This is a genomic window from Pseudomonas sp. PDM24, from assembly GCF_019218905.1.
Classification (GTDB): domain Bacteria; phylum Pseudomonadota; class Gammaproteobacteria; order Pseudomonadales; family Pseudomonadaceae; genus Aquipseudomonas.
The window spans coordinates 73,712-100,705 of record NZ_JAHUWR010000011.1 but is presented as its reverse complement, the minus strand read 5'-3'; the positions used below and the strand labels follow the sequence as shown (position 1 = coordinate 100,705).

General features: G+C 55.5%; 27 protein-coding genes. 13 read left to right on the top strand and 14 right to left on the bottom strand.

Features of this window, described 5'->3' with window-relative positions; translation table 11 throughout:
* Window positions 1-12 precede the first annotated feature (12 nt).
* The 7 genes from KW837_RS27570 to KW837_RS27540 form a co-directional block, all read right to left on the bottom strand.
* Window positions 13-555 (bottom strand): DapH/DapD/GlmU-related protein, encoded by a 543-nt coding sequence (locus tag KW837_RS27570; protein WP_218399236.1) that lies wholly within the window; start codon window positions 553-555, stop codon window positions 13-15.
* The gene (locus tag KW837_RS27565) at window positions 556-1,419 is read right to left on the bottom strand and encodes a polysaccharide lyase (RefSeq protein ID WP_218399235.1); all 864 of its coding nucleotides are present in this window, start codon (window positions 1,417-1,419) and stop codon (window positions 556-558) included.
* Window positions 1,420-1,438: 19 nt separating this feature from the next.
* On the bottom strand, window positions 1,439-2,590 hold the full coding sequence (locus KW837_RS27560) for a polysaccharide pyruvyl transferase family protein (protein ID WP_218399234.1): 1,152 nt from the start codon (window positions 2,588-2,590) through the stop codon (window positions 1,439-1,441).
* Window positions 2,587-4,047: an oligosaccharide flippase family protein gene (locus tag KW837_RS27555; RefSeq protein WP_218399233.1), complete on the bottom strand. Its 1,461-nt coding sequence runs from the start codon at window positions 4,045-4,047 to the stop codon at window positions 2,587-2,589. Before KW837_RS27555 ends, KW837_RS27560 begins: the two co-directional genes overlap by 4 nt.
* Window positions 4,044-5,315 carry a DUF6369 family protein gene (locus tag KW837_RS27550; protein ID WP_218399232.1) on the bottom strand — a complete coding sequence of 424 codons (1,272 nt, stop codon included), beginning with the start codon at window positions 5,313-5,315 and terminating at the stop codon, window positions 4,044-4,046. Before KW837_RS27550 ends, KW837_RS27555 begins: the two co-directional genes overlap by 4 nt.
* A gap of 209 nt (window positions 5,316-5,524) precedes the next feature.
* Window positions 5,525-7,753 carry a polysaccharide biosynthesis tyrosine autokinase gene (locus KW837_RS27545; RefSeq protein WP_218399231.1) on the bottom strand — a complete coding sequence of 743 codons (2,229 nt, stop codon included), beginning with the start codon at window positions 7,751-7,753 and terminating at the stop codon, window positions 5,525-5,527.
* A 45-nt stretch (window positions 7,754-7,798) separates the two neighbouring features.
* Window positions 7,799-8,293, bottom strand: a complete 495-nt coding sequence (locus KW837_RS27540; RefSeq protein ID WP_008074717.1) for a low molecular weight protein-tyrosine-phosphatase — start codon at window positions 8,291-8,293, stop codon at window positions 7,799-7,801.
* Between the two features lie 603 nt (window positions 8,294-8,896).
* Here KW837_RS27540 and galU point away from each other — a divergent pair.
* From galU to rfaH, 3 genes are all read left to right on the top strand, one after another.
* Window positions 8,897-9,730, top strand: a complete 834-nt coding sequence (gene galU / locus KW837_RS27535; protein ID WP_218399230.1) for a UTP--glucose-1-phosphate uridylyltransferase GalU — start codon at window positions 8,897-8,899, stop codon at window positions 9,728-9,730.
* A 76-nt stretch (window positions 9,731-9,806) separates the two neighbouring features.
* Window positions 9,807-10,238 carry a phosphomannomutase gene (locus KW837_RS27530; protein ID WP_218399229.1) on the top strand — a complete coding sequence of 144 codons (432 nt, stop codon included), beginning with the start codon at window positions 9,807-9,809 and terminating at the stop codon, window positions 10,236-10,238.
* Window positions 10,235-10,741 carry a transcription/translation regulatory transformer protein RfaH gene (rfaH, locus tag KW837_RS27525; protein ID WP_218399228.1) on the top strand — a complete coding sequence of 169 codons (507 nt, stop codon included), beginning with the start codon at window positions 10,235-10,237 and terminating at the stop codon, window positions 10,739-10,741. Before KW837_RS27530 ends, rfaH begins: the two co-directional genes overlap by 4 nt.
* Before the next feature lie 142 nt (window positions 10,742-10,883).
* Here the strand turns inward: rfaH and KW837_RS27520 are convergent, their stop codons facing one another.
* Window positions 10,884-11,720: an undecaprenyl-diphosphate phosphatase gene (locus tag KW837_RS27520; protein WP_123497711.1), complete on the bottom strand. Its 837-nt coding sequence runs from the start codon at window positions 11,718-11,720 to the stop codon at window positions 10,884-10,886.
* 335 nt (window positions 11,721-12,055) lie between these two features.
* Here KW837_RS27520 and KW837_RS27515 point away from each other — a divergent pair, with 335 nt between their 5' ends.
* Window positions 12,056-12,472, top strand: coding sequence for a hypothetical protein (locus KW837_RS27515; RefSeq protein WP_192343384.1), 417 nt, complete (start codon window positions 12,056-12,058; stop codon window positions 12,470-12,472).
* On the opposite strand, the gene KW837_RS27510 is transcribed toward KW837_RS27515, so the two are convergent.
* The 5 genes from KW837_RS27510 to KW837_RS27490 form a co-directional block, all read right to left on the bottom strand.
* Window positions 12,466-13,368 (bottom strand): universal stress protein, encoded by a 903-nt coding sequence (locus tag KW837_RS27510; protein WP_218399227.1) that lies wholly within the window; start codon window positions 13,366-13,368, stop codon window positions 12,466-12,468. The two genes, KW837_RS27515 and KW837_RS27510, sit on opposite strands and share 7 nt — an antisense overlap.
* Before the next feature lie 204 nt (window positions 13,369-13,572).
* On the bottom strand, window positions 13,573-14,172 hold the full coding sequence (locus KW837_RS27505; RefSeq protein ID WP_218399291.1) for a serine protease: 600 nt from the start codon (window positions 14,170-14,172) through the stop codon (window positions 13,573-13,575).
* Window positions 14,173-14,503: 331 nt separating this feature from the next.
* Window positions 14,504-15,733 (bottom strand): organoarsenical effux MFS transporter ArsJ, encoded by a 1,230-nt coding sequence (gene arsJ, locus KW837_RS27500; protein WP_218399226.1) that lies wholly within the window; start codon window positions 15,731-15,733, stop codon window positions 14,504-14,506.
* 9 nt (window positions 15,734-15,742) lie between these two features.
* On the bottom strand, window positions 15,743-16,747 hold the full coding sequence (locus tag KW837_RS27495) for an ArsJ-associated glyceraldehyde-3-phosphate dehydrogenase (protein WP_192343381.1): 1,005 nt from the start codon (window positions 16,745-16,747) through the stop codon (window positions 15,743-15,745).
* Between the two features lie 47 nt (window positions 16,748-16,794).
* The gene (locus KW837_RS27490) at window positions 16,795-17,157 is read right to left on the bottom strand and encodes a metalloregulator ArsR/SmtB family transcription factor (protein ID WP_218399290.1); all 363 of its coding nucleotides are present in this window, start codon (window positions 17,155-17,157) and stop codon (window positions 16,795-16,797) included.
* A 453-nt stretch (window positions 17,158-17,610) separates the two neighbouring features.
* Between KW837_RS27490 and KW837_RS27485 the strand changes: the two genes are divergently transcribed.
* Both KW837_RS27485 and KW837_RS27480 read left to right on the top strand, forming a co-directional pair.
* The gene (locus tag KW837_RS27485) at window positions 17,611-17,874 is read left to right on the top strand and encodes a PepSY domain-containing protein (RefSeq protein WP_007900892.1); all 264 of its coding nucleotides are present in this window, start codon (window positions 17,611-17,613) and stop codon (window positions 17,872-17,874) included.
* A 7-nt stretch (window positions 17,875-17,881) separates the two neighbouring features.
* Entirely contained in the window at window positions 17,882-18,409 is a 528-nt protein-coding gene (locus tag KW837_RS27480; protein ID WP_218399225.1) for a cytochrome b/b6 domain-containing protein, read from the top strand.
* 63 nt (window positions 18,410-18,472) lie between these two features.
* Here KW837_RS27480 and KW837_RS27475 read toward each other — a convergent pair whose 3' ends face one another.
* Entirely contained in the window at window positions 18,473-20,149 is a 1,677-nt protein-coding gene (locus KW837_RS27475) for an MFS transporter (RefSeq protein ID WP_218399224.1), read from the bottom strand.
* A 364-nt stretch (window positions 20,150-20,513) separates the two neighbouring features.
* Between KW837_RS27475 and KW837_RS27470 the strand changes: the two genes are divergently transcribed.
* The 7 genes from KW837_RS27470 to KW837_RS27440 all read left to right on the top strand — a co-directional run bounded on the left by KW837_RS27470 (window position 20,514) and on the right by KW837_RS27440 (window position 26,569).
* On the top strand, window positions 20,514-21,185 hold the full coding sequence (locus tag KW837_RS27470; protein WP_007900901.1) for a GntR family transcriptional regulator: 672 nt from the start codon (window positions 20,514-20,516) through the stop codon (window positions 21,183-21,185).
* 114 nt (window positions 21,186-21,299) lie between these two features.
* Window positions 21,300-22,232 (top strand): 4-hydroxyproline epimerase, encoded by a 933-nt coding sequence (locus tag KW837_RS27465; protein WP_218399223.1) that lies wholly within the window; start codon window positions 21,300-21,302, stop codon window positions 22,230-22,232.
* Window positions 22,229-23,344: an FAD-binding oxidoreductase gene (locus KW837_RS27460; protein WP_218399222.1), complete on the top strand. Its 1,116-nt coding sequence runs from the start codon at window positions 22,229-22,231 to the stop codon at window positions 23,342-23,344. Before KW837_RS27465 ends, KW837_RS27460 begins: the two co-directional genes overlap by 4 nt.
* The gene (locus KW837_RS27455) at window positions 23,337-23,573 is read left to right on the top strand and encodes a (2Fe-2S)-binding protein (RefSeq protein ID WP_063340377.1); all 237 of its coding nucleotides are present in this window, start codon (window positions 23,337-23,339) and stop codon (window positions 23,571-23,573) included. Before KW837_RS27460 ends, KW837_RS27455 begins: the two co-directional genes overlap by 8 nt.
* Entirely contained in the window at window positions 23,570-24,826 is a 1,257-nt protein-coding gene (locus KW837_RS27450) for an FAD/NAD(P)-binding oxidoreductase (RefSeq protein WP_218399221.1), read from the top strand. The genes KW837_RS27455 and KW837_RS27450 overlap by 4 nt, the downstream gene beginning before the upstream one ends.
* A gap of 71 nt (window positions 24,827-24,897) precedes the next feature.
* Window positions 24,898-25,647 carry an AraC family transcriptional regulator gene (locus tag KW837_RS27445; protein WP_218399220.1) on the top strand — a complete coding sequence of 250 codons (750 nt, stop codon included), beginning with the start codon at window positions 24,898-24,900 and terminating at the stop codon, window positions 25,645-25,647.
* 562 nt (window positions 25,648-26,209) lie between these two features.
* Window positions 26,210-26,569: a DUF6124 family protein gene (locus KW837_RS27440; protein ID WP_218399219.1), complete on the top strand. Its 360-nt coding sequence runs from the start codon at window positions 26,210-26,212 to the stop codon at window positions 26,567-26,569.
* Window positions 26,570-26,994: the final 425 nt, after the last annotated feature.

The window sequence follows — 26,994 nt, the reverse complement described above, 5'->3', positions numbered from 1 at the left end:
AAATTGAGTGCATTACAATGCAAACCAAATAGGGAACTCGGCGCTGTACAGAATGCTTTTATTTCTGAACCGAATATGTTTAGCCGGGTTTCCTCCCGCGATCGAATACTCTTCAACATTGCGCGTAACAACGCTGCCGGGATAAATAACCGCACCTTTTCCTATTGTAACTCCTGGCATTATCATCACATTGGGAAAGATCCACGCGTTATCTCCAATGACAACTGGCTTCCCGACTGTATTACTCATGGGGTCATCGATATCGTGCCCCAGTGTATAAATTTTTGTATTGTGGGAGATATTGACGTTGTCGCCGATGCTGATTCCAGCCCTATTATCCATGTAGCAGTTGTAATTTACCGTGCAGTTCTTTCCTATTGAGAATTTACCAAATGAAAAAAAAATAACCCTTCTATGGACAGTAGTTTTGGTGCCAATGCGGCATCCCGTTGCCCTTAGCAGTGAACGTCTCAAGCTAAAAAAGAAAGCCAGGCTAAGCGCCGTATTAAATAAGGCAACCACTACCTTCTTGGTATTAAGCTTCAAGTTTTTCATCTAGTTACCTGCGCCCTGCCCTGATGTATTAGCGATGCGACGTGAACTCATCACGAAATTCCTGAACCGAATATTGGTACTGGCAGGTGTGGCGAAGGATGCATTGTTTCCACCGAAGAAAGTAGAGAACAGCAAACCATCGATCGTTAAGTTTTTAGTGTCTCTAAATATCAGTCCTGTTTCAGAGTGCACCAGTTTTCTATCGTACCAAATAGAAATCACACCATCGGCTTGACCCGGAGTATTTAATTTTACGAGTTGCTCTAATACGTGCCACCGCCCGACACTAAAGGTCCAGGAGCCCAAGCCTATTGCTGTCCCCCATGTTTTGCTGGTGGGTAAATAGGCATAGATTGCGCCAACGCCATTTTCTTTCCATATGTAGCGAGTGGAAAAACCATCATGGCCGTTAGGTATTTTCCCTCCTGTATTGCCAGTGCCGCCGTAGAGACCCGGAAGTTTTCCGCCTTTTACAAAATCAAAGTTTTTATCGAATTTCAATTCATAAGTAAGAATCAGGCATTCTCTACCCGGTTGCTTGAGCCTGGATTTGAACTCAATTCCCCCGTAGGGTAAACCCAACCGGACCATCGAGCCTGGATCGTACGACCCGGCGGGATAATGTACCGTGATGTCTTTGATTTCGTTGCTGTAGGCTTTGTTGGTTAAATTAGCACTGCCTTTTATACTGTCCTGTACTTGGGCTTTGCCCTGACGACTGGTAAACGTCTGTGAAACATCAGGAAGTGACGGATAGATGTTTTCAATGTTTTGTTCGCAGTTGTCCTTTACGTCTGACGCACCGCTCGCAGCCACATGCAGAGAAAAAGCTAAAGTGAGTAGCGTCGAGCCTTTTTTTTTCACGTCAGTTGCCCCTCGAATCTTATTTGTTATCGACCCACTTCAAAAAATCATCAACAGCATTTTGTGCGATGGATGATCTCTGTGAAATCTCTTGCTTGAGGTGCTCTGCCATTTGCTCTTTGGATTGTCTGAATTCGCTAATGGTCGCCATGATCAGGTTATGGTCAGGAGCGCTGACCAGTTTGGTGCCACGCGGAAGCATTTCATGGACTTTTTTCAGTTTGTTTTCGATTTCAACAGCGATGGTTGGATAACCTAAAGAGGCAGGCAGAAGCACGCCGTGCGCCCTGGCGCTGATAATGACATCGGATTCAACTATCAATTTCGCCATGAACGTCTCTGGTGTGTCGACTGCGGCATCCCAGCACAACCATTCAAACGTGTGGTGCTTATCGATAAGATGCTGGTCACGTTCTTTATAAAGTGATACCAGACGAACCTGTTCACCACGTTTGGACAGTTCATGAGCGGCCTGAACCATTGCCTCTATGAATTTTTGTCCCTTCACGTCATGCGGCCAATCGCGCAGAATAAAAGATAGGTATTTGTTTTTATTTGCGCTGTTTATGTTCAGATCTTTGCTGGAGATCCACAGATCGGAAAGTAGCGTCGGATCGGTATACACATCTACATCAGATTTTCCAAACGTATTGCAATGCTGTTGGCTTGTACCATCTCTGACGGAAATATAGTCACACCGATTAATGACACTGACGGCGCGTGTCAGCAACTTCCCGCCTCCGTCAAATGGACCTAAGCCAATACAAAACGCAGCAAGACGACGATGGAAGTAAATTTTGTCTATGCCACCGCGCATCCCCACGTACAAACGTAACAGTGTGGATTTCAGATCCGTTTGAGCTTTTATACTCTTAAAAAGCTTTGATACTTTAAGCGAAACGCTGGAGGCCTTCTTGGAGGGTGGAATGAACGAGAAGAACTGACCACCGCCCCCCAAAACAACCAGATCAGCTTTAACCGGTTCCTTGATATGCAGCCATTTTATGCGCGGGTTAAAATTTTTGGCGATAGCCGGATGGTCGACGCCCACTGCAATATCCGACTCCTGGAATCTCTTTTTCAGAATATTGATGACGCACAACATCAGGATATCATCACCTAAATTACCAGGGCCGTAAGCCCCCCGAATATAAACCTTACTGGAGTTCATGCTGGGCTTCCAATCTCTGCGGATTCATTAAACATAGTATTCAAGGTAAACGTTGTTGCCAGAATGTACATGAATATCATGACCACTATCGCCGATCGATACAGGACACTTTCAATGTACGTGCTTGACAGGAAAGTAACGAAAGGCAATGCCCACAAAACCAGGATTCTGGGAGAAATGAGTAATTCCAAGGGCAATATCTTTTTGTATATGAAATAGGGCAGACCAAGCAGGAAGTGTATTAATTGCGAGCCAATGAATGCTTTTGCAATGCCGACGGCGCCCTCCTCCCTCAGAAGCAGAGCTCCGGATATGAATAATACGCCCCATAGAATATTACTCATGACGCTGTACCACGCCAAATCCATCACGATCATTTTTCTTGAGATACCGGATTTAAATGCACTTAGCAGCGAACCCAGAATGACCAGAATCAACGTTATTTCAAAGTCCCGACCAAGGAAGCTATCCCCATAGAGTTTTGCCAGTAGTTCGGGAAACATGATAACTGGCTGTATAACAATCAACACGACTAACCAGCCGGATAAAAAGTTCAAGGCGTCTAACTTTCGGCTTTTACCTCCCAACGTTGCGGCTAACATTGGGACAAGCACGGACCCTAATACCACGGAAACATGTGAGAATATTGCATTCCATTGCATGGCGGCTGCGTACATTCCTAACGCGGCGAGTCCGTTACTTGTTTCGGCTAGCAGTTTATTCGCTAACCAATTCATCGGGGCGACCATCAACCCCGTCAGCAAGACCGGGAGTCCGACCGAAAGAACGGTATGCTTTTCAGTCATTACACCTTTGAAACTGAGCGTTGTGTCCTTTTCCTTTAGTGTTTTCCAGCACGCGAGTGCGCTAAAAAACACAATTAACAGTTGAGAGCACGCCAATCCCAGCAAGGCGCCACTGAGTCTGAATTTTGTCGTCAGGAAGTAAGTCCCCGGGATCGCGACGATGGCGATAATTCCATTGATCGTTGCAATAGACCGATATTGTCCCCAACCGGTTAAGCACCCTTGGGTCCATCCAGATAAAATAATGAAGGTGATGGTACTCAATACAATCAGTGATACATATTTCAGATTGTCGGAGCCAAGAATTATGTTAGAGAAGAAAATCGGAAAAAATAGAGAAATACCAATGATCATGGCACTGAAAGATAAGGCAAATATCAGCGTTAGAGCGATACCTCTGCCCGTTTTCTCGGGGGAGATCTCTTTAAATTGACCAATATGTTTAGCCGTCGCCGTCGTTGTGGCTTGGGCTGCGACATTGGCGAGCATGACAATGGCGCTTTGTATCAGGCCATATTCTCCAAATGATTGTGCACCCAGTACTCTAGCGACCAGTATGCCGGTAATGACAACCGAGACTTTCGTGGCCACGGCTGAAATGAAACTCCACGCAGTACTGGACACGAACTTTTTCAACAGTGCGTTGTTCATCTGGCTTCAACCTGAAAAGGTGGTGCTATCAGCGGCTGATGAAATGTCTGTGTTTTTTTACGTTGCCTGCCGGCGTGCTCCAAGACGACGCGCAAAATGATTGCGCTATAAGCGATTCCGATAGCGTACGGCTGATAAGGCGTGGCCGATACGATGAACATCAGCGCCAGAAAGGTGGCTATTGATACCGCAACCCGGCTTTTAAAATGTTGAGTAATGGACGTAGTGAATACGAGCAGTAAGTACACGCCGATGACCCCGTATTTAACAACATATGTTAAGTAAGCACTGTCAATGTTCGAGTTTTTATCATCGAGACCACGGTATTCAAACCAGGGTATTTCAAAGGGAGTTCCAGCCCCTAGTCCGACAAAGTAGTGCACGGGATTCATATTGCGAATCAAGTCCAACGCAGGACTGAAGCGAGTGGCTAGTTGCCCCGCCAAACCTTCAGATGATAAACCATCATTGATTCGATCAGCACCGATCATGTTGCTAATTCCAATGAAGGCCAATAGCACGACTGAGCCTAATAGTATGATGCCGATCATTCGAGCAGGCTTTGTATACTGGTGAATAATGATGGCTGCAAAAACGGAAACGAAAATGAATCTTGAATTGGCAATGAACAAGCAGATAAATGAAGTCATCATACAGATCATCGCCAGTTTTTTATTACGCTCAAATGATCGGGGATCTATGAAGTAATATATTAAATATGCCACAGCTGCGTATGTGCCGCCGTCAAGGTATCTATAGGCGTTTTCTTCATAGTAGATATCTTGAAAACTGTACAACCCCAATCGCAACCAAGCGATATCCAATACATTAAAAGCCGTCATCGCGATCAATATTTTCAGCACCGTTTGTAGCGTCAATGTTTTCGCTGCAAGCTTGGCGATATTCGCGAGCACTACAAATGACAGGATCATTATAAAAGGTCGGGTATCTTTTAATAAGTACTTATCCGCAGACCCTATCAAGCCGCACGCGAGTAGTACTGCATAGAGCCCACAGCCAAAAAGAAGGCCGGCGGGCACTGTTAATTGAAGTTTTTGTGTCACGGCTTGTCTTGTAAGCAACGCACTCAGTGCACCCGCTATATAGAAATCAAAAAAATAGATACCTTTTAACGATATTATTTCGCTGTAGGAGTTTCCGGTGGGGATGACAGACAGCATGAGTCCAAAAAATACAATTGAGTATTTAGGAGTTTTTACTGCAAGCAACCCCGCTGACAGGGCGATAAGCGATAACAGGTAGAACATGGCTTGATATTCTTCATGCTGATGTTGTCATTTGACACGCTACCGCCCCAGGATTTTTCGTCATCTTCCTCAGGACGTGGGTGCTCTCATGAAATATCGGTTTGATCATGCCTATTGGCATGATCCCGCGTAGCAATAAGATGAGCACTAAAGAACAACACCAGCACCATCAAAAATATGAATTTATGATGCGATCTGTTCAATACTCATCAATTTTTATCGGAGGCGTAGGCATAATTGTAATAACCATAATCACTGTAGCCATATTTATTGGACGCCTTTTTCTCCACGCCGTTAAAAATCGCACCTTTAATGGCGACGCCATTCTGGGAGAACCGGCGGACCGTCAACTCGATTTCTTTCGCCGGGTTCAGGCCATAGCGCGTAACAATCAGATTGGTCCCGGACTGGCGTCCGACGATCGCCGCATCTGTCACCGCCAGTAGTGGCGGCGTATCGAGAATCACCAGATCGTAGAGTTCACTCGCCTGTTCCAATAGCGCGCTGAAATTGGCATGCATCAGTAACTCGGAAGGGTTGGGCGGGATCTGGCCTCGACTAACAAAATCGAAGTTGTCGATTTGGGTCTTATGGATGGCGGTGGCCATATCGCAGCGCCGGGCCAGGATATCGGAAAGCCCATTGTCTGCAGAAGTACCTAGCACTTTGTGCAGATAGCCCTTACGCATGTCGACGTCGATCAACAATACCCGTAACCCGGTTTGCGCTATCACCACCGCGAGGTTGACCGATACGAACGTTTTACCCACTTGAGGGCTAGGCCCGGAAATCATCAGGCGGTTATTGTCGGCCTCATGCATGGCGAAGTGCAGACTGGTACGCAAACTGCGCAGTGCCTCAATTGCCAGATCGGTAGGATGGCTGACGGCCAGCAACGTAGTACCTGCGCCGGAACGTCCCCGTCCACGGGAGATTTTGTCTTCTTCACTTTTCTGCAGAATGCTGTAAGGAATCGATGCATAGACCGGCAACCCAAGTTGCTCGATGGCTTCCGGACTTTCCAGTCCCCGGTTCAGCGCCTTGCGTACCAGCACCAGGGCCACCGCCAGGAAACCGCCAAGAATGGTGGCGATCAATACAATCAAGGCTTTTTTCGGTTTGACCGGCTTGAGGAAATTGACGTCCGCTGTGTCGATGAGACGCACGTTACCGACGGTGCCCGCGCGCATCACATCCAGTTCCTGAGACTTGTTCAGCAACTGGGTATAAATGGCAGTACCGACCTCTACATCCCGGGTAAGGCTCAGCAGTTCTTGCTGGGTGGAGGGAAGGCCCTCCACCTTGGACGCCAAACTTTTCTGCTTGCTGCTCAACTCACCGATCTGAGTCAATAAGGCACGATAGGCGGGATGTTGGCGGGTGAATTTGCGGTCCATCTCGGCTTGCTGCAGTTTCAACTCTGAAATGCTGGTGTCAAGCCCGACAATCTGATCGAGAATGGCTTTGGTTTCGAGCGTGATGTCCACGGACTTGCTGCGCGTCTGGTATTCATTCAAGGCATTCCCGGCTTTTTCCAGGTCCTTCTTGACCACCGGAAGTTGCTCTTTAAGAAACGCCAGGCTCTGCGCTGCCTCAGCTGAAGTGCGCTCTACGTTTTGCCGCACATAAATAGCGGCAATTTCATTGAGGGTTTTAATGGCCTGATTCGGATCGGTGCTTTCCAGCGCCAGCCCGATAATGCCCGACTCTTTACCGCGCTCGGATACATCCAAATCCTCTTGGTAGTCGAGGATGCTGGTCAGGCGAGAATTGCGGATGATTCTGAAGCGGGTTCCAGGATTGGCGTGCATTTCCTCTATCTGGAACGCAACGCCATTTTGTTCGAAAAGTTGCCCAGTCTGGGTGGCTGCCAATAGGTTGTCGTCTTCGTCCACCAGGGTGTAATGACCATTTTCACCCGCGGTCAGGGTCAACTTCTTGCCCAGTTGCGAGTCGGGAAGATCCAGTTTGTATATCTTCAGCGACTCCCCTCCCCAGGCGAAACTGTTCAAGCCCAACAAGGGGTCGGCTATTTCACCGGGATTCTTACTCTGGAATCGACGCGCCAGGAACTCACCGACCACCGGGAAGTACATCGGTTGTATGACGATATCAAGTTTCAGGTTATCAACCGTCTTGCCAATCACCGCACGAGACTTGATCAGCTCGATCTCGGTCGCCGAAGGCGACTCTTTTCCCAACATGCTGCTGACATCGGAGAAACCCAACAAATCGTTCTTTTTCGCTTCAACCTGCAACAGCGCATTCGCTTGGTATACCGGGGTCGCAAGCACCGCGTACGCGGCCCCAGCCACCATGAAGGCGCCGGTTACCGCGGCAATCAGCCATTTATGGTCGATGAGTGTTCCAAACAAGCCGAGAAGATCAATCTCGTCATTGTCGTCGTCCCGCACGTTAACTACCGGTGCTTGCTGCATAAGTCGGATTCTTTGCCTGTATTACGATTCAAAAAGGAGTGGCCATCAGCGCGCCAGGCGCTGTGCCCATGCGAGTACGGCTTCTTCGATCAACGCATAAGCGTGCACAAATGCAGGTTTGCCTTGACGGTAGGGGTCGCTGATTTCGCGATCGTCTTGCCATTTGCCCAATAGCAACACTTTGCCTCGCGCTTCAGGGGCAATGTTGAGTACGCCGCTGACATGCCGCCGCTCCATCACCAGAATCAAGTCCGCCTCGCTGACGGCTTGAGGCGTAAGTTGAGCGGCCTCATGCCCATCGGGCAGATGACCATGCTCTTTGAGTAGGGCGTGTGCCGTCGGCTCGATGGGTTTGCCCACCAAGGCAGCGAGACCAGCCGAACTGACCTCGATATCGGAATGAACGAGTGCCCCGCGCAGCAGATGCTCCGCGGTGGGACTGCGGCAAATATTGCCGACGCAGACAATCAAAACCCTTTTAAGCAAGATAACATTCCCCGTCTTGTCAACATTGGCGGTGACATAGCACTTGCCGAACATAAGAGCTTTAAACTACGAATGAATCCGGGTATGTATAACCCCAGTAACTGCAGCTGAGACTTTCAAACCATCAGTGCGTATTTATTACCATGACGTTTGAACAGCCCCCAACTTTTTCTTCAGACAAAAAATAACATTTCACTCTTTGAACACTGAAAATAACAGTTCGACAATTTATCCAGACAATTTCTAACAATTGCCGTTTTCCCGCGACCGTTCAATCTAAATTACACCGAAATAGCGAGCGGCTAATATATAGTCGCTCCGTTAGTGAATTGCCAGGGCGTCAGACATTCGGTTAGAAGTTGGGTAAGAGATGCCTTGGGCAATAACTTTATTTACAGCGGGTTGCGTCAGAAGCATGCGGTGGAATAACCAGGCATGCTCGCCGACCAAGCGACCGCGCGATCTTTCTCTCTGCCTGCGCCTTGCGAGAAACATGGCGTACTGGCCTTTCGCTGCTCATGCAGCGTTGCCAACATTTTTCGCGAGTGAACGAGCCATTTAGAGCCCGCACTCTCCAGCGTTACCGGTTCCGACAACCCGTCGAACTTTTCCTACTGCCATTAGCCATTCCATCTGTCTACTTTCAAGGACGCTTCCATGATTCGTAAATGCCTATTCCCCGCTGCCGGCTATGGGACCCGCTTTTTGCCCGCCACCAAGGCCATGCCGAAGGAGATGCTGCCGATCGTCAATAAGCCGCTGATCCAGTACGCCGTCGAGGAAGCGCGTGACGCCGGCCTGCAACATATGGCCATCGTCACCGGCCGGGGCAAACGAGCGCTGGAGGATCATTTCGATGTCAGCTTCGAGCTCGAACACCAGATTCGTGGCACCGATAAAGAGCGGTACCTGGAAGGCACTCGAGAGCTGATCGATACCTGCACTTTTTCCTATACCCGTCAGGTAGAGATGAAGGGCCTGGGTCACGCGATTCTCAGCGGTCGTTCGTTGATCGGTGATGAGCCATTCGCCGTGGTGTTGGCCGACGACCTGTGCCTGAACCTTGAGGGCGATGGCGTACTGGCGCAAATGATCAAGCTCTATCAGCAGTTCCGCTGCTCGATCGTGGCCATTCAGGAAGTGCCCCGTGAGCAGACTCAGAAGTACGGCGTGATTGCCGGCGAGCTGATTCGCGAGGGTATTTACCGGGTCAACAGCATGGTCGAAAAGCCCCGCCCGGAAGACGCCCCATCCAACCTGGCCATTATCGGCCGGTACATTCTGACGCCCGATATCTTCGACCTGATCGCTGACACCGAGCCTGGCAAGGGCGGTGAAATCCAGATCACCGACGCCTTGATGAAGCAGGCCCAAAATGGCTGCGTGCTGGCTTACAAGTTCAAGGGCCAACGCTTCGATTGCGGCGGCGCTGAAGGTTACATCGAAGCCACCAACTTCTGTTTCGAGCACCTGCATCAGAACACCTTGTGACGGCGCTGAACCCTGACAAACGTGTGCGTTATCGAATTGATTTTATGGTCTTTATTTCCCTATGGACGAAGCCTCTATGAAGACATTGAGCGGTTTCAAGGCAGGTGACAGTCGCCGCCCGTATGGCGCTGACCTTAAAAACAACCTCGCGTACCTCATCGTGCGCGCCTACGCGTCGGAGCTGATTTTTCCCCGGGTGCAGAAACAGCCGGTGCTGCTGGTGGAACGCATCGGTGCCTTCCCCTCCTCCGGGGAAATCCGCCGTCACGTCAAGGATGGTCCGGCGTTAATGGCGAGCATCAGGCAGCGTTACGCCGCCGATGCCCTCGACATCGACGAGAGCGATGGGCTGAACCTGGTCTTTGCCGACTGGCGTCTCAGCTTGCGTCTTCTGGACGATGATGGCGTGACGTGCCTGACCGTGGAAAGCCGCGGCGACAGCTCGCTCATGCAGGACAAAACCGCCGAACTGCTGAGGCAAATCGATGCTGGGAGGGAATTCGAATGAACGCGATTGCAGAACACACCGACAAAGCCTGGTATCTGCTTCAGTGCAAGCCCAAACAGGATGAACGCGCCGAAGAGCATTTACAGCGCCAGGGCTACGCCTGTTTTCGTTCGACCTACCGGCGTGAGCGCGTTTTGCGCGGGCAGCGTCGAGTGATCAGCGAGTCGCTGTTTCCGGGCTATCTGTTTATTCAACTGAGCCTTCAGGACAGTTGGGGTCCGCTGCGCTCGACCCGCGGTGTTTCGCGAGTCGTCGGGTTCGGCGGTCAGCCACTGCCGATCCGCGATGCGCTGATCGACGAGCTCCAGGAGCGAGACAGTCAGGCGATCGTGACAACGTTGTTGAGGCACGGAGATACGGTGCGCATCACTGAAGGTCCGTTCTCCGATCTTGAGGCGGTATTCCTGGCCATGGACGGCGAGGAACGGGTGCTGCTGATGATGAATTTCCTGCAGCGTGAACAGCGCATCAGCCTGCCATTGGCAGGCGTTAACAAGATTTAGATCCGCCCGGAGAAGAAACCTGTGGCGAGGGAGCTTGCTCCCGCTTGAGTGCGTAGCACTCACAAAAATCGGTTGTCAGATTTTTGGGGCCGCTACGCAGCCCAACGCGAGCAAGCTCGCTCGCCACAAAACCCAGGAAAACCTACGCCCCTTCCGAGAGATGATTCCAGTCGATCCAACCCAAAAACCATGTCGCCAGAATCAGCAAACCGAACGCAATCCGGTACCAGGCAAACACCGCATAACTATGGTTGGCGATGAACTTGAGCAAACCGCGCACGGCAATCATCGCAAAGAGAAATGCGGCAACAAACCCCAAGGCAAACACCGGCAAGTCTGCGGACTGGAACAGGTCGCGGTACTTATAGCCCGAGTACACCGCGGCGCCTACCATCGTCGGCATTGCCAGGAAGAACGAAAACTCGGTTGCTGTCTTGCGTGACAGGCCAAACAGCAAGCCGCCGATAATCGTCGATCCCGAGCGCGAAGTGCCAGGGATCATCGCCAGGCATTGTGCGCAACCGACTTTCAAGGCATCGGTCCAGCGCATCTCGTCAACGTGATCGATCACCACCACATGCTCGCGTTGTTCGGCCCACAACATGATGATTCCGCCAATCACCAGCGCCACGGCCACGGTGATCGGGTTGAAAAGATACTCATGGATTTTGTCGGCGAACATCACACCCAGAACAACCGCCGGCAAGAAACCGATCAACAAATTCAAAGTGAAACGTTGCGCATTACGCTGGGTCGGCAAACCGGTCGTGATCTCCAGAATCTTGCGACGAAACTCCCAGACGACCGCCAGAATAGCCCCCAACTGGATGATGATATTGAATGCCATGGCTCGCTCACCGCCGAAGTCGAGCAAGTCCGCGGCAATAATCTGGTGTCCCGTACTGGAGATGGGCAAAAACTCTGTGAGCCCTTCAACCAACCCTAGAATCGATACCTGCGTGGTGGTCCAGAAGTCCATTAATCCCCCGTTAAACCCTCTCGGCTGAAAGGTCTGTTGATGATGCCGAACATTTGATTCTGGTCGCGATTAAACCTGTCGAACCAGCGGAGGATTAAAGCGCACTCTCTGCCTGCTTGAGCTAAACGTTATAAAACGTCCATGTCGCAGCGCCGGGTCGGGGCTCCTGAAATACCCTTCGCCCCGAGAACCTCTGAGTATGAAATTCTTTTGCAGAATCGGCACTTGTATATCGCGAATTCATGGATGCCACTCATCGTCGGATCGTTGACGTTTCGGCTTTGGGCGCGCGCAATGTTCTACCCAAAAATGATCGCTCCAAGAGAACATTCCATATGGCAAAGATCATAGTACTCGCCGGTGACTTCCCGCAGTGCGACGGGGAATATCACCTTGGAACCATCACCCTCAAAACGTCCCTCAAACCCCGGCTTGGAACCAGCTTCCCAGTCTCGGAGTTTAAAGATCTAACCGTTCAGAACACTGATTCGAATAAGAATATAAAGTCCGCCATAGGCCTGGGGCTCGCGGGTGCCATGTTGCTCGGTCCCGTCGGCGCCATCGCCGGCTATCTGCTCGCCGGAAAAAACACCGAGGTGACCTTTATGGCCACAATGAAGGACGGTGCAAAGCTGCTCGCGGCGACCGACAGTGACACCTTCCGGGATATCTCGGCACGCGCCCTGAAAAAATCCCGAGGCGGCCGCCGAGGCCCCGTTTCCAGCTCACTTAACAACGGATCCATTCATTGATCCGCTTGCCCGGCGACGGCGAGAATGTTGCAGGGCACCCGATACAGAACATGCTCCGTGGTACTGCCCACCCATTTTTCCAGCCCCTTGCGATGGGCATTGCCCATGACGATCACGTCGGCCCGGTGATGCGCTGCAAAATCGGCCAATGCTTTGCCTGGTGGCCCTGCAACGAAGTGTTGCCGTTCGGTGGGCACGCCGTAATGATCGGCCAATGCGATGAATGACTTATGCAAAGACTTGCGCACGTCGCTGTTGAAGCCGGGCATCGTCACTGCACCCGCGCCCGCATCGGATATATGTGTCTGCGATAGATCGTAGGCATACAGCAGATGCATTTCTGCATGGCATTGCGTTGCCAATTCGTTCGCAGCCTGGATGATCAGGTCGTTGATTCCGGTGATCTGAGTCTCTGGATGCGACGGATCGACGGCCGCCACAATCACGCGTGGAAGTGGGCAACTGACTTCGCTGACCAGATGCACGGGCACAGGGCATTCACGCAGCAGATGCCAATCCAGAGGCGTGATGAAAACGCGTTTGAGCGCCGACTCATGCTGCACGTCCTTGATCACCAGATCCGCCTGCGTTGTTGTCACGTGCTGAAGGATCTCTTGCAACGCGTCGCGAGTGAACAGCACCTCGGTACTCAGGTTGATTCCGCGTCCACGGATCAGATCGGCTTCATCGTTGAGCCATTTTTCGTTCTCTTGCTGGCAAGCCTCACGAAACCGCGCACTGGCGTGGATCAAACCCAAGATGTTGAAATCTTCGATTAACACCGTGATATGCAGCGCTGCACCCGTGGCCTCGGCAAGGGCGACGGCCCGCTGCAGTGCCGGCGTGTGACGCATGGTGGGGCCGGCTATTAGAAAGAGTCGTTGATATTGGCTCATGTCACACCTCCAAACGTTCTGGGATATCTGCTAGCCCCCCAGCCTTTCGTCTGTCGCACCGCCAGCGATCTGCTATCGCCTCAATGACCCGGATCGACACAATCAATATACGCCTGGATTCAACTAACCAGCCATGATGGGGTTCATCATACCCACTACGATTAACCCCATCCCGACGGTCAATTGATTGACGACAATTCAACGTTACTTCTTCGCGTACTTCGCGCCGTGCGGATCGTTAAGTTTCACCTGCATCAACTCCCATTCACGCTGAATGATCGAGTAAGGGATAAAGACGCTGACTCTCTCAGCCCCCTTTAACCCGGGGTGAAAACTCACATCATTAAAAGAGGTGGAGAAAAAACCGACATTGATACCGACAATGCTGCCGTCATTGGCGATGACGGGGCCACCCGACATCCCCTTTATTATCGGGGCATCATGAATGGCATAGCGTTCGCCGCTGCCTTCATTGCTATTGATGAAAGGCGCCGAATACACCTTGCCTTGCCCGCTGACGGTGGTCATGTAGGGGCTCGCCCCCACGGCAGTGATGTGTTCACCCACACGCGGTGCGCGCCATGACGGGTAGCGGCCGTCGGCCTTGTGCTGGATGAAAACAAGGTCGCAACCAGTGCTGCAGCTGTATTTCACATTGCGAACGAGAGGGGTGTGGCGAGTGGTGACGGCATAGTCTTCGTTCCATTGCACGGCCGAGGCCATGTACAGATAAGGCAAAGGAAAGCCCGAGAAGACTGAAAAGTATGAATCATTGGCAGGCCCCGACAAGTCGGGCTTTACCATACCGTTGCATCCTGCAAGAACAGCTCCTATTAAAAAGTAGGTCATGAATTTAATCATGATGATCACCGACTTATAAGGAGGATTGGATTTTTATTGTGGCGAAACTTTTGGTTGTCCGGGTCTTGTAGTTTTCCTCGCAGCCTGGTCTGGTGCGTTTATTTATGGCTTAAGTTTTAATAAATGCGTATGAATAAATTGCGCTAAGACTAATTACTTTTCGATCCATATAAGAAACTTCAACTATTTGACGCCTGAAAAATGGCACCCACATAATAAGCACACTAGAAATTAAACTTTCTTACTTGGTGTAAAGCCCATGAAACAGCGGCTTTCAGGGCAGTTGAATCGCCTTGGCATGCCGGGGTAACGCCACAGAGATCAATGCCGCGAAAATAACAAATGCGCTGGATATCCATAAACACGCCCCCAGCCCGAAAGCCTGATAAACCCAGCCAGAGAGCACGGTGCCGATCAGCCGTCCCATGGCGTTGGACATGTAGTAAAAACCCACGTCCAGTGACACGCCGTCTTCCTTGGCATAGGACACGATCAGGTAGCTGTGCAGCGAGGAATTCACCGCGAACAGCGCACCAAAGACCATCAATCCGCCTAACAGCACCCCCTGTTGCGACAACCCGGTGTTCAGTCCCAGAGCGATTGCCGCGGGCAGGCCTGCCAGAGCAAATGCCCACAGAAAGGCAGCGCGACCATCAGGAACATGCCCCCGTTTCTTGCCAGTGATTCGCGGCGCGAACGATTGCACGATGCCGTAGCCGATCACCCAGGCCGCGAGGAATCCACCGACCTTCCAGAAGTCCCAGCCAAAGACGCTGCTCAAGTACACCGGCAAAGCCACGACAAACCAGACATCGCGAGCACCGAACAGAAACATCCGGGCCGCTGACAGAATGTTGATCGCCCGGCTTTTGGACAGGATGTCGCGAAACCTGGGCTTGGCTTTGGCCTTGCCCAGATCCTTTTTCAACAGAAGCAAGCTACTGACCCAGATCAGCGCCAAGACACCCGCCATGGCCAGCAATGCCCCTTTGAACCCGGTCAGGGCGAGCAATGCCCCGCCAAGAAAGAAACCGACACCCTTGAGTGCATTCTTCGAGCCGGTGAGGATGGCTATCCATTGGTAAAGCGTGCCCTGCTGTCCATCGGGCACCAGAAGCTTGATCGAGCTTTTGGCGCTCATTTTGTTCAGGTCTTTGGCGATCCCCGATAGCGCCTGCGCGCCCATCACCCAAGGAATCGTCAGCCAGGCCGCTGGCACCGTCAGCATCAACAACGCCACAACCTGCATCCCCAGCCCAATGTTCATGGTCCGGTTCAGGCCCAATCGAGCGCCTAGATAACCACCCAGCAAATTGGTGATCACGCCAAAGAGTTCATAGAACAGAAACAATGCCGCGATTTGCAGCGGGCTGTAGCCCAACGCGTGAAAGTGCAGCACCACCAACATGCGCAAGGCACCATCGGTGAGGGTGAAGGCCCAGTAATTGCCCGTCACGAGCAAATACTGCCGCAGTGGCGGAGCGAGGGCTGACAACGCTTTCATCACCGCCCCTTAAACGGCCAGGCCGACCATTCTGGCCAGTTCCACGGTGCGGTTTGCATAACCCCATTCATTGTCATACCAGGCATAAAGTTTGACCTGGGTGCCGTTGATGACCATGGTCGACAGCGCATCGATGATCGATGAGCGCGGGTCGGTGCGGTAGTCGATGGACACCAGTGGACGCTCCTCGAAACCGAGAATGTCTTTGAGTTCGTTCTCGGACGCGTCCTTGAGGAACTGATTCACTTCTTGGACGGTGGTGACGCGCTCGACTTCAAAGACACAATCGGTCAGCGAAGCGTTGGCCAACGGCACGCGCACGGCGTGGCCATTCAGACGCCCACGCAGTTCGGGAAAGATCTCGGCAATCGCGGTGGCCGAGCCGGTGCTAGTCGGGATCAAACTCATGCCCGACGCCCGGGCACGGCGCAGATCCTTGTGGGGTTGGTCGAGGATGCTTTGCGTGTTGGTCAGGTCGTGGATGGTGGTGATCGAGCCGTGGCGAATGCCCAGTTTCTCGTGGATCACCTTCACCACCGGCGCCAGGCAGTTGGTGGTACACGACGCGGCGGTGACAATGCGATGTTCCGCCGGGTTGAACAGCTGATGGTTGACGCCCATGACGATGTTCAGCGCGCCCTGCTCCTTCACCGGGGCGCTGACCACCACACGCTTGACGCCTTGGTCGAGGTAAGCCTGAAGCACCGCGACGGTCTTCATCTTGCCGCTGGCTTCAATCACCAGATCGCAGCCCGACCAATCGGTGTCGGCAATCGCCTTGTTGGCCGTTACCTTGATGCGTTTGCCGTCGATGACGATGTTGTCGCCCTCGGAGTCGGCCTGGTCATTCCAACGGCCATGCACCGAGTCGAAGTTCAGCAGGTGCGCATGGGTTGCCGCGTCACCTGCCGGATCATTGATCTGCACGAATTCAAACTCTGGCCAGCGCCAGGCTGCTCGCAGAGCGAGGCGACCGATGCGGCCAAAACCATTGATGCCCACTTTGATAGTCATGTTGGTGTGCTCTGTTTCTGTTGTCAGGGGGTGCGCTTCTGGAATCATCAAGCCGGGCAGCAAACCGCTGCCCGTTCAGGACGGTCACCCATGTCTTCAAGGCGTTTGGCATCAGAGCTCAACCAGTGCTTGTTGGCTTCGAGCACCAAGGTCAGCACCTGATGCACCCAGTCCGGGAGATTCGGGTGCAGCCGGTAATAAACCCATTGGCCTTGCCGACGGTCCGAGAGCAATCCGCAGGTGCGCAATTGCGCCAGGTGCCTGGAGACTTTGGGCTGGCTCTCATTCAACGCACAGGTCAGCTCGCAGACGCACAGCTCTCCCTCACGGGCGATAAGCAGCATCATGCGGACCCGGTTGTCGTCAGCCAGGCATTTGAAAACAGTGGTCGGCGTCAGGTGGTCTGCCATTGGGTTGCTCTGGGTTGGTGTACTCATATGCGTTTTTCCGAATATACGTTTTTCCGCATGTGAAATTCAACGGCCAATGTGTCGACTCCTTAATCGCGGCAACGTGCAGCGCAAGGAAGACGGCTGGTTCAACCAGACCGAACTGAAGCAACAGGCCACGCTGGCCGGGATGAACCACAGCCTGCTTTATGGCGTGGAACTGGGACGTCAGGTCAAGGACCAATCGGTCTTCAGTCCAAATCGGACATGTAGGAGCCAGGCTTGCCGGCGAAGGCGCTCTGAAGGACGCCTTCGCCGGCAAGCCTGGCTCCTACAGCGGTTCAAACACCCGGGCGTTTGTTCGCAGCCAGCAATCCAGTGACAACGATTCAAAGCTCAACTAACCTTCAGCGCGCGGAGAGTGATGAGAATCTCTCGCGTTGTCAGACAACAACAATATGTCGAGGAAAACCCATGCGTAAACTTCTGTTGCTCTCCCTTCTTGCCGCCTCCCCCCTGGCTTTCGCCGGGACTCAATGCACCACAGCCGACAAGGCCCAATGGCAGGACCAGGCCAAGTTTCAGGAAGATCTCAAGGCCAAGGGCTACAACATCAAGAAGTTCAAAGTCACGAGCGGCAATTGCTACGAGATCTACGGCTGGGACAAAGACAAGCGCAAAGTCGAGATCTACTTTGACCCGGTCACCGGCAAAGTCGTGAAAGAAGAAATCGAATAGGCCCCCTGTGAAAGCTGAAACCCTGCGCCTCTGGGACCCCCTCGTACGCGTTTGTCATTGGTCCCTGGCGGTTGTCTTCATCAGCGACTACTTCCTCAATGAGGAAGGAGACGGCTGGCATCGCTGGCTCGGCTATTACGCCGTGGCTGTCGTGCTGGTGCGCGTGGTGTGGGGGTTCATCGGCCCGCCAGCGGCGCGTTGGGCAGACTTCTGGCCGACCCCGACGCGTATCGCCCGGCATGGCCGCGCGCTGTTTTCCGGCAAGGGCTATCACCGCATGGGGCACTCGCCCATCGGTGCACTGGTGATGGTCCTCATGCTGCTGTTGATGACCGGTCTGGGTATCAGCGGTTTTTTGATGGAAGAAGTGGACTATTTCTGGGGCGAAGACTGGCTACGTGATGTTCACGAGTTTATGGCCAATGCACTGCTCGCATTGGTTTGTGTGCATATCGTCGCAGCGTTGGTGGAAAGCCTGCGCTTGCGTGAAAACCTGCCTCTGTCGATGATCACTGGCCATCGTCGTAAGCGCTAACGCTCAAAGCTTCCTGATACCGCACATTGCCCTCCCCCTTGCGGGAGAGGGCGGGTGCCAATCTTATGTGTGATGAATTTCCCGATCCTTGGTTTCCGGCAGGAAGAACGTGCCAAGAATGGCCGTCATCACGGCAATAACGATCGGGTACCACAGCCCGTAGTAGATATCCCCCGTGGCCGCGACCATGGCAAACGCCACCGTGGGCAGAAAGCCGCCGAACCAGCCGTTGCCGATGTGGTACGGCAGCGACATCGAGGTGTAGCGAATGCGCGCCGGGAAGAGTTCCACCAGCCAGGCGGCGATCGGGCCGTAGACCATGGTGACGTAGATCACCAGGATGGTCAGGAGCAGCAGCACCATCGGATAGTTGGTCTTGGCCGGGTCGGCCTTCTCGGGGTAACCGGCGTCCTTGAGGGCGGTGCCGAGGGTAGCGACGAAGGCATCGTTGCGGGCCTTGAAGTCGGCGGCCGGCATGCCGGTGCCCTCGAAGCTCGGGATCACCTTGTCGCCGATGCGGACCTGCGCGATTGCACCTGGCTCAGCCTTCTCGTTCTTGTAGGGTATGGCCCTCTTCGCCAGTACGGTCTTGGCAAGGTCGCAGGAGCTGGTGAATTTGGCCTTGCCCACCGGGTCGAACTGGAACGAGCACTTACTCTGATCGGCGATCACCGTGACCGGGTTCTTCTCCTGCGCGGCGAACACGTCGGGGTTACCATATTGGGTCAACGCATGGAAGATCGGGAAATAGGTCAGCGCCGCGAGGATGCAGCCCGCCATGATTATGCCCTTGCGGCCGATGCGGTCGGACAGACTGCCAAATACGATGAAGAACGGCGTGCCGATCAGCAATGAGCCGGCGATCAGATAGTTGGCGGTTTGCGGGTCGATCTTCAGCGTCTGCAGCAGGAAAAACAGCGCATAGAACTGTCCGGTGTACCAGACCACCGCCTGGCCGGCGGTACCGCCAAGCAACGCCATGATCACTATCTTGAGGTTTTCCCAGCGGGCGAAGGATTCGGTCAGCGGCGCCTTGGACGACTTGCCTTCTTCCTTCATCTTCAAGAACACCGGTGACTCGCTGAGTTGCAAGCGGATGTACACCGAGACGATCAGCAGCAGGATCGACAGCAGGAACGGAATCCGCCAGCCCCAGGCCTCGAAGGCTTCGGTGCCGAGAATGGTTCGGCAGGCGAGGATCACCAGTAGCGAAAGGAACAGGCCGAGGGTCGCGGTGGTCTGGATCCACGAGGTGAAGTAGCCGCGTTTGCCTTTGGGTGCATGTTCGGCCACGTAAGTCGCCGCACCGCCGTACTCACCGCCCAGGGCCAGGCCTTGCAACAGGCGCAGGGTGATCAGGATGATCGGTGCCGCCACGCCGATGGTCGCATAGCCGGGCAGAAAGCCCACTACGGCAGTGGAGATACCCATGATGACAATGGTGATGAGGAACGTGTGCTTGCGCCCGATCATGTCGCCCAGTCGGCCGAAGACGATGGCGCCGAAGGGACGTACCGCGAAGCCGGCGGCGAACGCGAGCAGCGCGAAGATGAAGGACGTTGTTTCGTTGACGCCGGCGAAGAAGTGCTTGGCGATGATCGCGGCGAGGGAGCCGTAAAGGTAGAAGTCGTACCACTCGAACACGGTGCCCAGGGACGAGGCGAAAATGACCTTGCGCTCCTCCCTGGTGATCCCGTGGTGGGGCGCGCTGCCTGTGGTCGTATTGTCGATTGCGGCCATGATTGTTCTCCGTCTTGCTCTTGTTATAGGCCGGAGTACCTCATTATTTTTTTACCGCACCCAGGCCCCAGGGCTGATGTCATCGGATTACGGATTGCGCAAAGCATGCAAACAGGCTGACGGCCTCGCATCGCTGCAAGGTTTCTTGAAGCATAATCGGCTTCGCGCAGATATCCACTCGGCCATCCCGTCCAAACCCCGGCCGACGCGCTGCCGAATGACTATTCAGGCCCGTGAAATCCCACGCGAAGCGTCTGGGTGGCGCCCCGCTGATGCCTGTATCTTCGGGCGGCCATCGCCTGGAACTTCGCAGCGAAAGAATTTCGTATACCCTATCGCCATCTCACTCCAAACGACCGCTGCCGTGAACCTACCCAAACTCAACGCTCCTGACCTTGGCAATACCCCTTCGACCTCGGAAATCATCACCCGTCATCTGCGGGACGCGATCGTCGCCGGGCATTTCGCCGAAGACGAGCCGATTCGCCAGGACGACATTGCCCGCCAGTTCAACGTCAGCAAGATCCCTGTGCGCGAGGCCCTCAAGCGGCTGGAGGCCGAAGGGCTGGTGATGTTCCAGCGCAATCGCGGGGCGATGGTCACGCGAGTTTCCGATGCCGAGCTGGCGCAGATGTTCGAAGTGCGGATGTTGCTGGAGGACAAGATACTGCGCCTGGCCATTCCCAACATGACCGAAGAAACCTTCGCCCGTGCCGAGCGCATCTGTCAGGAATTCATCGGCGAGGACGACGTGGGCCGCTGGGCCGAGCTCAATTGGGAGCTGCACGCTTGCCTCTACGAGCCGGCGCAACGACCGTTTCTGGTCAGCCTGATTCGTTCGGTCAACGACAAGCTGGAGCGCTACCTGCGCATGCAGATGAGCCTGTCGGCCGGCAAGGAACGGGCTGATCACGAACACCGTGAGATCATCAAAGCCTGTCGTGCCGGGGATGTGGATCTGGCGGTGAAGCTGCTGGACGAGCACATTGCCGGGGTCTGCAAGACCCTGTTCGAACACCTGCCTCACGCGCACTGAGCCTTCAGGATGCTGTGCTGATTTCGTCATCGGCACAGGATAAATCCATCAAGCCGACACCCCGCTGCACAGGCCACTCTTTCGTTCACTCATCTGAACGGACGTGGCCCTCCCATGAAACGCATCACCGTGATCGACTCCCACACCGGCGGCGAACCGACCCGTCTGGTGACTGCCGGCTTTCCTGACCTGGGCACCGGCAGCATGGCCGAACGCCGCCAGCGGCTCGCCGAACATCACGATCAATGGCGCGCCGCTTGTGTGCTCGAACCCCGTGGCAGTGACGTGCTGGTGGGTGCCCTGCTCTGCACGCCTGTGGACCCGAGTGCGTGTGCCGGGGTGATTTTCTTCAATAACACCGGTTACCTGGGCATGTGCGGCCACGGCACGATTGGCCTGGTGGCGTCGTTGGCGCATCTGGGCAAGATCAGCCCCGGCGTGCACCGCATCGAGACGCCGGTGGGTACGGTGCAGGCGACCCTGCACGAAGATCATTCGGTGAGCGTGCGCAATGTGCCGGCCTACCGTTACCGCAAGGCGTTGGTGTTGCAGGTGCCAGATGTCGGTCAGGTGGTCGGCGATATCGCTTGGGGTGGCAACTGGTTTTTCCTGATCGCGGAGCATGGCCTGCGGGTGGCCGGCGATAACCTCGACGCGCTGACCGCTTACACCTACGCCGTGCAACAGGCGCTGGAGGCCCAGGGTATACGTGGCGAAGACGGCGGGCTGATCGACCATGTCGAGCTGTTCAGCGATGACGATCACGCCGACAGCCGCAACTTTGTCCTCTGCCCCGGCAAGGCTTATGACCGCTCACCGTGCGGTACCGGCACCAGTGCCAAACTGGCGTGCCTGGCAGCGGACGACAAACTGCAACCGGGACAGATCTGGCGCCAGGCCAGTGTCATCGGCAGCGAGTTCGAAGGCTCTTACGAATGGCAGGGCGAGCGCGTTGTGCCGACCATTCGCGGCCGCGCTTTTATCAGCGCCGAAGCCAGTTTGATCATCGAACAGGATGATCCGTTCGCCTGGGGCATTCGTCCATGAACGAGGGCCTTGTGGCCGATGTGATCGTGATCGGCGCCGGCATCATCGGTGCCGCCTGTGCCCAGGCGCTGGCCCGTCGTGGCTTGCAGGTGCTGGTGCTGGACGCCGGCCTGCACGGCGCGACGGCGGCGGGCATGGGCCACCTGCTGGTGCTCGATGACAATCCGGCCGAGCTGGCCCTGAGTCAATATTCCCTGCGACGCTGGCACGAACTGGCGCCGGACCTGCCCGACGGCTGCGCCTACCGCAACAACGGCACGCTGTGGCTCGCGGCCAACGCCGAGGAAATGGCGGTCGCCCATGGCAAATACTTGAACCTGAAAGCCCAGGGCGTGACGTGCGAATTGATCAGCGCCAGTGCCTTGCGCCAGCGTGAACCGGAACTGCGCGAAGGTCTGGAAGGCGGTTTGCTGATCAATGGCGACGGCATTCTTTATGCGCCGGCGACGGCTAGCTGGATGCTCGACACGCCGAACATCCGTCAACGCCGGGCACGGGTCAGCGCGGTCGATGGCAACCGCGTATGCCTCGATGACGGTCACTGGTTGAGCGCCGAAGCGGTGGTGTTGGCCAACGGTATTCAGGCCAACGAACTCTGCCCGGAGTTGCCCATCGAGCCGAAGAAAGGTCACCTGCTGATTACCGATCGCTACCCCCGCACCGTCACCCACACCTTGGTCGAACTGGGTTACGTCACCAGCGCCCACAACGCCACGGGGCCGTCGACCGCCTGCAATATTCAGCCGCGCCCCACCGGGCAATTGTTCATCGGTGCCTCGCGGCAATTCGGCACCACCGACCCGCAAGTCGAAGGCTGGATGCTGGCGAAAATGCTCAAGCGCGCCGCCGAGTACATGCCGGGGCTGGCCCGGCTCAACGGCATCCGCGCCTGGACCGGCTTTCGCGCCGCCAGCCCCGATGGCCTGCCGCTGGTGGGCCAGCATCCACAGCGCCAGGGCTTGTGGCTGGCGGTCGGTCATGAAGGGTTGGGGGTCACCACGGCCCCCGGCACCGCCGACTTGCTGGTGGCGCAACTGTTCGATGAAACCCCGCCACTGCCCGCTCAACCCTATTTGCCCCAGCGCTTCCTCGGAGAACCTGCCTATGCCTGAATTGCTGCTGGACGGCCGCGCCTTGAAGGTGGCCGAGGGCACCAGCGTCGCCGCTGCCTTGGCGTTGGGCAGCGACGGCTGCACGCGCACGTCGGTCAGTGGTCAGCGCCGCGCACCGCTGTGCGGCATGGGCATCTGCCAGGAATGCCGGGTGACCATCGACGGCCGGCGACGCCTGGCCTGCCAGACTTTGTGCCGAGACGGCATGCAGGTGGAGACACGCTCATGAACGAATACGCCGATCTGCTGATCATCGGTGCGGGCCCCGCTGGCATGGCCGCCGCCCTTGCCGCCGCACCCAGCGGCGCACGCATTGTCATGCTCGACGACAATCCGCTGCCGGGCGGGCAAATCTGGCGTGACGGCCCTCAAGCCAACGTGCCCGATCAGGCCCGTCGCCTGCGTGAGCGTTTGCAGTCTTGCAGCAACATCCGCCATCACGCCGGCACCCGGGTGATCGCCAGTCCCGGTCCGAAACAACTGTTGGTCGAAGATGATGACGACGGCTGGTTGATCAGTTACGACAAACTGATTCTGTGCACCGGCGCCCGCGAGTTGCTGCTGCCCTTCCCCGGCTGGATATTACCTGGCGTGACCGGGGCCGGTGGCCTGCAGGCGCTGATCAAGGCCGGTGTGCCGGTGCAGGGTGAGCGCGTGGTGATCGCCGGCAGCGGCCCGCTATTACTGGCGAGTGCCGCCACCGCGAAAAAACAGGGCGCCCAAGTACAACGCATCGCCGAGCAAGCCTCACGCACCGCCGTCGCCGGTTTCGCCGCGCAACTGCCCCGCTGGCCCGCCAAATGGTTGCAATCGTTCAGCTTGCTCGATCGCCATTACCGCACCGCGACTCACGTGCTGGCCGCCCTAGGCACTGATCGACTGGAAGGCGTGCGCCTGCAACAGCAAGGCAAAATCGTCGAACTGGAATGTGATCGGCTGGCCTGTGGTTTCGGCTTGATCCCGAACATTCAATTGGGCCAGGCACTGGGTTATGCCATCGAGGGTCAGGCGTTGGCGGTGGATGCCTGGCAGGCCAGCAGCCGTGCCGATCATTATGCGGCAGGCGAATGCACCGGGTTTGGTGGCAGTGAACTGGCGTTGGTCGAAGGTGCAATTGCTGGTCACGCGGCGGTCGGTAACCTTGAAGCGGCCCGCCAATTGTGGCCGCGCCGGGCACGCTGGCAGGGTTTTGCCAAGGCACTGAATCAGGCATTCGCCCTCGCCCCGCCACTCAAGTCCCTGGCCCGGCCCGACACCCTGGTCTGCCGCTGCGAAGACGTGCCCTACGCCGCATTGGCCGGGCACACTGACTGGCGCGAAGCCAAGCTGGCCAGTCGCTGCGGCATGGGCGCCTGTCAGGGCCGGGTGTGCGGCGGTGCGGTGCAGCACCTGTTCGGCTGGCAACCTTCGGCGCCCCGCCCACCCTTCAGCCCGGCGCGAATCGAGACCTTGATGTGCCTGGACGACACCCCGCCAGCCTGATTCCCCCTCGGGGGTTTCGGCCACGCTGCCGAGCCTCTATGATCCCGGGGTCGCCCTCAGACCCCAGCGCCATGTATCCCTCGCTCAGCACCTTCAAACCCTGCGACCTGCCAACGCTGCTGAACAGCCTGCAGCCGATTGCGCCGCTGCTCGATACCCTCTCGGATGTGGTGTTTTTCATCAAGGACAGCGAAGCCCGCTACGCCTTCGTCAACCAGACTTTGGCCCGGCGTTGCGGTTTCAAACATCCCGAGGAGTTGCTGGGGCGCACCGCCGAAATGGTCTTCCCGGAACGCTTCGGCCCGCTGTACACCGAACAGGATCGGCGGGTCCTGTCCAGCGGCCGCGAACTGGCCGACCAACTGGAGCTGCACCTGTATTACGGCAACCAACCGATCTGGTGCCTGACCCACAAACTCGCCTTGCAGGATGAACAGGGTCAGATCGTTGGCCTGGCCGGGATCTCCCGCGACCTGCAATCCCCCCAGTCCAACCACCCCGCGTTCCAGAAACTCGCCGCCGTGGATGCGCACATCCGCAGCCACTTCGCCCGCCCCATCAGCCTCGCCGAACTGACCGCCATCGCCGGCTATTCCGTGGCGCAACTGGAGCGTCACTGCAAGCGGGTATTCCAGCTCACCCCACGGCAGATGATTCACAAGGCGCGCCTGGAAGAAGGCTCGCGGCTGTTACTGCACACCGACCTGCCCATCACCGAAATCGCCCTGCGCTGCGGCTACACCGACCACAGTGCCTTCAGCCGACAGTTTCGCGCCCTGACCAGCCTGTCACCGAGCCAGTATCGCGATAATCAGCGTTAGGTGGATGTGCGCAATTTTTTGTTCCGGATTCATTTTCTGGTGGTTTGACCGGGAGATAAAGGGTGTTCTTCCGGGCCTCTTCGCGAGCAAGCCCGCTCCCACACTGGATCTTCTGTGAACACATTATTTGTGACCGACACAAATCAACTGTGGGAGCGGGCTTGCTCGCGAAGAGGCCGGTACAGCCACCACAAGGCTCGGTGTCAGACCGCTAAACAAGCACTGTTTAATCGACACTTCCAGACACTCACTCAGGCTACACATCCTTGCGCCGCTGCCTACGACTACGCCAGAATCCGCCGGCTTGTACGCTAAAGGGCCGGGCTCTATCGTTTGCCTGTCGCTGAAAAACAGCGATCGGGTTTGGTAGCCCGGTTTGACTTGCGTGCATAGCGCACCTGATGCAGAGCCTTTTCGGCCTGCGTTTATGGTGGCCATGCGCAGGGCGCCTTCGGGCGCGCCGGTTTTCCAAGTCACCGGTCTACCAACCTTCGCATGGCCACCACCCCTTCGTTTGGTAGCGAGGGTGATGGCTCCTCTTTTCTGATTTGGAGCTTCATCTATGTTCAAACCTACACCCAACCCACCTGAAACCGATCCAACCTCCCCCTACGAATCCCTCGATTCCAAAAAGCTCAACGAAGCCGCCGACCGCGCTCTCGATTACTACCTCAAGCCGCCTATCCCCAAGGACACCAAGCGCAAACCCAGCACCATTTACCATGTCGGCACCGAGGTCGATAACGAAACCCTGCTGGTCAACGCCTGCGAATCCCTGGCGTCAGCGAGCATGATGCTCAGTGAGTTCGCCGGATTGATGGACATGCCACATCGCAACATGATGTTGGGGATTCAATCGGTGGTCATGCTCGGAGAGCTGGCGGTGAATCGGGTGCTGGATAACCTCGATCCGCCGTCCTGACCATTGATCTGAGGCCATAGGGCTTTTGTGGCGAGGGAGCTTGCTCCCGCTCGGCTGCGCAGCAGTCGCAAAACCTGAGCATGCGGTGTATCTGAAAAACCGTGACTGCCGGGTTTGGGGTCGCTTCGCAGCCCAGCGGGAGCAAGCTCCCTCGCCACATTGGGTGCATCCCCGCAAAGGGTTAGCCTAATCAAAAGATCGCAGGCTTTGCCAACTCCTTTGCCTGTGGGTGTTCCTTAAAGGGGCGCACCGCACAACCATTGCTCCCATCTGTAACACCTGCCGTTGCGGGCCCAAGCCTCCACGCCATCACTCCCCTCCAGTTGCTCCATCGCAACACCTCTACTTCAAGGCCTGACACTAAATTCGCGCCTCGGCCTGGAAATGGGCACGTTGATTGCTATTGTTAATATCGTATACGAAAT